At 49.6% G+C, this 5,548-nt stretch carries 5 protein-coding genes; all 5 read right to left on the reverse strand.

What is annotated here, in order from left to right; genetic code table 11:
- Positions 1-109: 109 nt before the first annotated feature.
- The gene (gene atpE / locus Q0256_RS04790; protein WP_297960572.1) at positions 110-448 is read right to left on the reverse strand and encodes an ATP synthase F0 subunit C; all 339 of its coding nucleotides are present in this window, start codon (positions 446-448) and stop codon (positions 110-112) included.
- A gap of 157 nt (positions 449-605) precedes the next feature.
- A complete protein-coding gene (locus Q0256_RS04795) occupies positions 606-2,120 on the reverse strand; it encodes a 2-isopropylmalate synthase (protein WP_297960575.1) in 1,515 nt (504 codons plus the stop codon).
- Between the two features lie 84 nt (positions 2,121-2,204).
- Complete coding sequence (gene pssA, locus Q0256_RS04800) at positions 2,205-2,954, reverse strand: CDP-diacylglycerol--serine O-phosphatidyltransferase (RefSeq protein WP_297960578.1); 750 nt, start codon at positions 2,952-2,954, stop codon at positions 2,205-2,207.
- A 126-nt stretch (positions 2,955-3,080) separates the two neighbouring features.
- Positions 3,081-5,030, reverse strand: a complete 1,950-nt coding sequence (ftsH, locus tag Q0256_RS04805; protein WP_297960581.1) for an ATP-dependent zinc metalloprotease FtsH — start codon at positions 5,028-5,030, stop codon at positions 3,081-3,083.
- Positions 5,027-5,548: 50S ribosomal protein L11 methyltransferase (locus Q0256_RS04810; protein WP_297960584.1), on the reverse strand; the 522-nt coding region annotated here is incomplete at its 5' end. The genes Q0256_RS04810 and ftsH, both read right to left, overlap by 4 nt.

The following is a 5,548-nucleotide window of genomic DNA, read 5'->3' on the forward strand; positions in this document are numbered from 1 at the left end:
CCCCTCAAGATAGCGTGTCTACCAATTCCACCACGGTCGCATAAATTTTAAAGCTTGATCTTAAGCCTTGAATTATATAAGTTTAAAGCCCGATTTCTCGGGCTTAGGATTATTTTGCAGCAGCCGCAAGACCTTCTGTTATGAAAGGGTTTGCAAAAAGCAAGACGAATGAAACAACCAACGCATAGATAACCTGCGCTTCGATCATAGCAAGCGAAATATACATCGTAGTCGATAGTTTGCTAGCTACGCTCGGATTTCTAGCGATGCCGTTAAGCGTCGCACTAGCGGCATTTCCCATACCTAATGCGCCACCCAAAGCGGCTAGACCTAAAACGACTGCAACGGTAATTGCAGAAAAAGAAACGATCTGAGTGTAAGCGCTTAGCTGCTCGCTAGCGAAAGCCGCGCCGCAAAGCGCAAATAACAATACAAGAACTTTTTTCATAAAAGTCTCCATAAATAAATTTTAAAACAAGTTTCGGCTCAATACCCCCTACTCCAACGTTTTAAGTGTGAAATATTATTAAAATTTTGCTTTTGATTTGTTTAATCTGGCGGAATTTGCGTTAAATTTAACAAATCCCGCCGTACACGCCAACATCTTAACGTTTAGCGTCCAAATATGTATTTAGCGCCGCAACGTAGGCCTTTGCAGACGCTAGCATCGTATCTACGTCAAGTCCTCTGCCGATGATGGCGCCCTCGCCCGCAAATTCCACCTTGACAGTTACTTTTGCCAGTGCGTCTTTGCCCTGTGAGACCGCCTTTACTTGATAATCCTTCAGGCTGCCGCTGATACCGCTTATACGATCTATCGCTTTAAATATCGCATCCACGCCGCCGTTTCCAAGCGCGCTATCGCTTAAAATTTCATCCTTATACCTTAGCGTAAGTGCGGTGCTAGCGTGTCCTTTGTTGCAGCTATTGGAGCTTAAAACCAGCACTTCGTAGGTCTTTTCGGCTCCCACGAACTCATCGTTTACGAGTTCTCTAATATCCTCGTCGAAAACGTCCTTTTTGCTATCTGCGAGCGCTTTAAATTTATTAAACGCGATCTCAATCTGCTCGTTGCTAAGCTCATATCCTAAAGATACCAGCTTATCTTTAAAGGCGTGACGGCCGCTGTGTTTGCCCAGTACGAGCGAGTTTTTATCAAGCCCGATATCCTCGGCGTGCATGATCTCATAAGTTTCTTTGTGCTTTAACACGCCGTCTTGATGGATGCCGCTTTCATGCGCGAAGGCGTTTTTGCCCACGATCGCTTTATTAGGCTGCGGCTCGATGCCGGTAATACTCGCGACTAGGCGGCTGGATGGATAAATTTCTTTCAAATTTATATCGGTATAAAGCGGCGCAAATTTATCTTTGCGCGTCTTGATCGCCATTACGATCTCCTCCAGCGCCGCGTTGCCCGCCCGCTCGCCGATACCGTTTATCGTACATTCGACCTGTCTGGCTCCTGCCAAGATAGCGGCTAAGGAATTTACGGTAGCCATACCGAGATCGTTGTGGTTATGCACCGAAACTACGGCGCGCTCGCCGATAAGCTTAACGATCTCGCCTATGCGCGCAGTGATCTCATCCGGATAGAGATAGCCTACCGTATCGGGGATATTTATGGTGGAGGCCCCTGCGCTTATCGCGGCGTCGCAGATCTCTTTTAAAAAACCCATATCGCTTCTGCACGCATCCTCGCAGCTAAACTCCACGTCATCGCATAGACTTTTTGCGTATTGCACAGACTCTACGGCGCGCTTTATGACCTCTTGCGGCTGCATTTTAAGTTTAAATTCCATATGGATGGGGCTTGTGGCGATGAAGGTGTGGATGCGCCCGAGCTTCGCGCCCTTTATCGCTTCGCCCGCAGCCTTGATATCTTTTTCTAAAGCGCGCGCAAGCGAACAGACGCGAGCCTTGCTAACGGCGCCGGCGATCTTTTCTATCGCGTCAAAATCGCCTGGGCTCGCCGCCGCGAAACCCGCCTCGATAACATCTACGCCCAGCTTTTCAAGCTGTAACGCAAGATGGATCTTCTCATCCGTATTCATCGACGCTCCGGGGCTTTGCTCGCCGTCACGAAGCGTCGTATCGAAGATTATGATTTTATTTTTGTCCATTACAAGTCCTTTCAAAGCGTTAAAATTTGACGAAATTATAGCCGCGCAAGCTTAAAACAATCGCGGCGATAAACATATCTGAGATTATTTCGCCGTTTCCTCAGGTTTGTCTTTTTTATGAAATTTAGCCGCGCTTAAATTTAAAGCTCCGCGAACCAAACCGTAAACGATATAAACTAAAGTGAGCACCGCCGGGAATTCCAGCCTGAAAAGATATAAAAGCGAGAAAAATACGACGATTAGAAGCACTAAAATTTTAATCGCGTTGGGGCGCTTTAGGCTGATCTTTTTAAAGCTTGGAAAGCGGATGTTGCTGACCATCAAAAACGATAGCGCCGCCATTGCGATGATCAAAAATACGCCAAATCCTTTGGAGAGCTCATATTTTAGATAAATTCCGATCCAAAACGCCATCGTAATCGCTGCCGTTGGTATCGGCAGCCCGATAAAAACGCTAGGCTCGTAGGTGCCCGTGGGGACGTTGAATCGCGCCAGCCTGATCGCGCCGAAAACCACGTAAAGTGCTGCTACGAGCGAGCCGACCTTACCGTAATCGTGCCCGACCGCGCAGTAAAATAGCAGCGCCGGCGCGACGCCGAAAGCAACGATATCCGCAAGGCTATCGAACTCCACGCCGAATTTCGACGTCGCATGCGTTAGCCTCGCCACGCGGCCGTCAAGCCCGTCGCAGATCAAGGATAAAATGATATAAAAGATCGCGGCGCTGAAGTTGCCTTTGATCGTAGAAATTATGCTGATAACCGCCAAAAAAGCACTTGCCGCCGTGAAAAAATTCGGCAATATATAGATCAATTTTCCCTTTTCCTCTTCCATCTCTTACTCTTTAAATTTTATTTTTGCACCGCTTTTCGTTCGGTGCCGCGGATCGCGCATAAAGCATTTTAGCGCGACCTTCTTAAAATTTAGCCCTAAGTTCTTGCCCTGCGCGAGGCTTTAAATTTAAGCCTCGTTCTTTGCGCTTTCGATATCGTCGTTAGCGCCTAAATTTCGCACCAGCCGGGTAGGCATGCCGTTATCTTTTTCAAATTTGGAGATGATCTCTACGATCTGCTCGCCAGAGACAGTCTCCTTCTCATACAGCGCCTTTACCATCTCCTCAATCGCCGGAGCGTAGGTCCTTAGCGTCTCTTTCACTGCCGCATAGCGCTCATCCAGCGTCTTGCGGACATATTCGTCGATCTTAACCGCCGTTACCTCGCTGTAATCCTTGATGCTCTGTCCGCCGTTTAGGAAGGAATACTGCTGCTTTTCTAGCACCGCAAGCCCGAGAGCCTCGGTCATTCCGACCTGAGTAGCCATAAATTTAAGCATATCGGTAGCGCGCTGCAAATCATTACCTGCTCCGTCGGTGATCTCGCCCAAAAACACATCCTCCGCCGCGCGCCCCGCCAAAAACGTATCGATCTCGGCAAAAATTTCATGGCGCTGGTGCAGGTATCTATTTTCAAATGGCGAATTTAGCGTGTATCCCGCGGCGCTCAATCCGCGCGGTACGATAGTTACTTTAGATACGGGCATCGCGCCTTTGGTAAGCTCGGCGATGAGCGCATGGCCGCTTTCGTGGTAGGCGACGATTCGCTTTTCGATCGGGCTTACGCGGCGCGATTTTTTAGCCAGTCCGATACCGACGCGCTCGATCGCTTCGAGCAGGTCTTTTTGCTCGACCTCCGCCTTTGCCTCGCGACCCGCTAAAAGCGCGGCTTCGTTGATGATGTTTGCAAGATCGGCTCCCGCAAAGCCCACGGTAAGGCGCGCGATCTCTTCGATATCGATATCGCGAGCAAATTTAACGTCGCGCATATGCACCTTCAAAATCGCCATTCTGCCGTCAAAATCGGGTCTATCGACCAAAACCTGCCTATCGAATCTGCCCGGACGCAGAAGCGCCGCATCCAGCGTCTCCGGGCGGTTGGTAGCCGCAAGGACGATCACCGGGCTTGATTCCGAGCCGAAGCCGTCCATCTCGGCAAGCAGCTGATTTAGCGTCTGTTCGCGCTCGTCGTTACCGCCGCCGATACCGCCTGCGGTTCTGCTTTTGCCGATCGCGTCGATCTCGTCGATGAAAACGATCGCCGGAGCCTGCTTTTTAGCGTTATCAAATAGATCGCGCACCCTGCTAGCGCCCACGCCTACGAACATCTCGATGAAGCTGGAGCCCGATACCGAAAAAAACGGCACGTCCGCTTCGCCCGCAACCGCCTTGGCTAGCAGCGTCTTACCCGTGCCCGGAGGTCCAACCAAAAGAACGCCTTTTGGAATTTTAGCTCCGAGACTGATATATCGCTCGGGGTTTTTTAAGAAATCTACGATCTCCTTAACCTCCTCTTTCGCCTCTTCGACGCCCGCGACATCGCTAAATTTAACCTTCGGCTTTTCGGCGCTTACCAGGTTTTTAGAGCTTCCGATGCCGAGCACGCCGCCGCCCATATTGCGCTGCATGCGGTTGGCTAAAAACATCCAAATTCCAAAGAAAATCACGAGCGGCAAGACCCAGCTAAAGAGCAGATCGGTTAAAAAGTTGCTCTCGTTATACGCGCCGTATGGAATTTTGCGCGATTCTAAAATTTGAACTAGCTCGGGATCATCCACGCGCTTGGCGGTGTAGATTACGTTGCCGACTTGCGCTTTAATCGTGGAGCTTCCGATGGAAACCATGCTTACTTGGGAGTTTTTGATCTGCGATTTTAGCTCGGAGTAAGTTACGTTTCTACTCTCGCCCGAGACGGAGCCCAGCACTCCACCACTATCAAATCCGCCACTTGGGGATATCGCTTTAAACACGACTATCAAAATAAGCGCGAAAATTATAAAAACGCCGATCGGATTTTTATTAAAAAAATTGTTTCCGCCGCCGTTTTGAGGGGGTTGATTATTTAAGTTGTTATTCATATCTTCCTTTCATAAACAAAGCTGAGCCATTCGTTTTGCTTTTTCATCTGCACGAAATTTAAATCCGAAAAGGCCTGCTCGATCCTATCTTTATATTTTTCTAAAATTCCCGACAGCACGAGCTTGCCGCCGGGCTTTAGCGCTTTTTTCAGATCCGCGCTTAGGATCAAAATCACGTCGGCGATTATATTTGCGACGACGAGATCAAACTGCGGCTGCGCGGCTGCGCTTGAGCCTTGCTCGTTTAAGCTTGAAACGCTGCCGAGCCAAATTTTATCGATCTGCACGCCGTTTTTCTCGGCGTTTTGCTGCGTAGCGGCCACCGCCTGCTCATCGGTATCGCAAGCGCTTACCTTTGCGCCCAGTTTTTTCATCGCGATACTTAAAATTCCGCTGCCGCAGCCCACGTCAAGCGCGCTCATGCCATCGCGAGCGAGCTCGCTAAGTAGCGCCAGGCACATATTGGTGCTTTCGTGATGACCTGAACCGAACGCCAACGCAGGATCGATCAGCAGATC

It is taken from the genome of uncultured Campylobacter sp. (assembly GCF_937949835.1).
Taxonomy (GTDB): domain Bacteria; phylum Campylobacterota; class Campylobacteria; order Campylobacterales; family Campylobacteraceae; genus Campylobacter_B.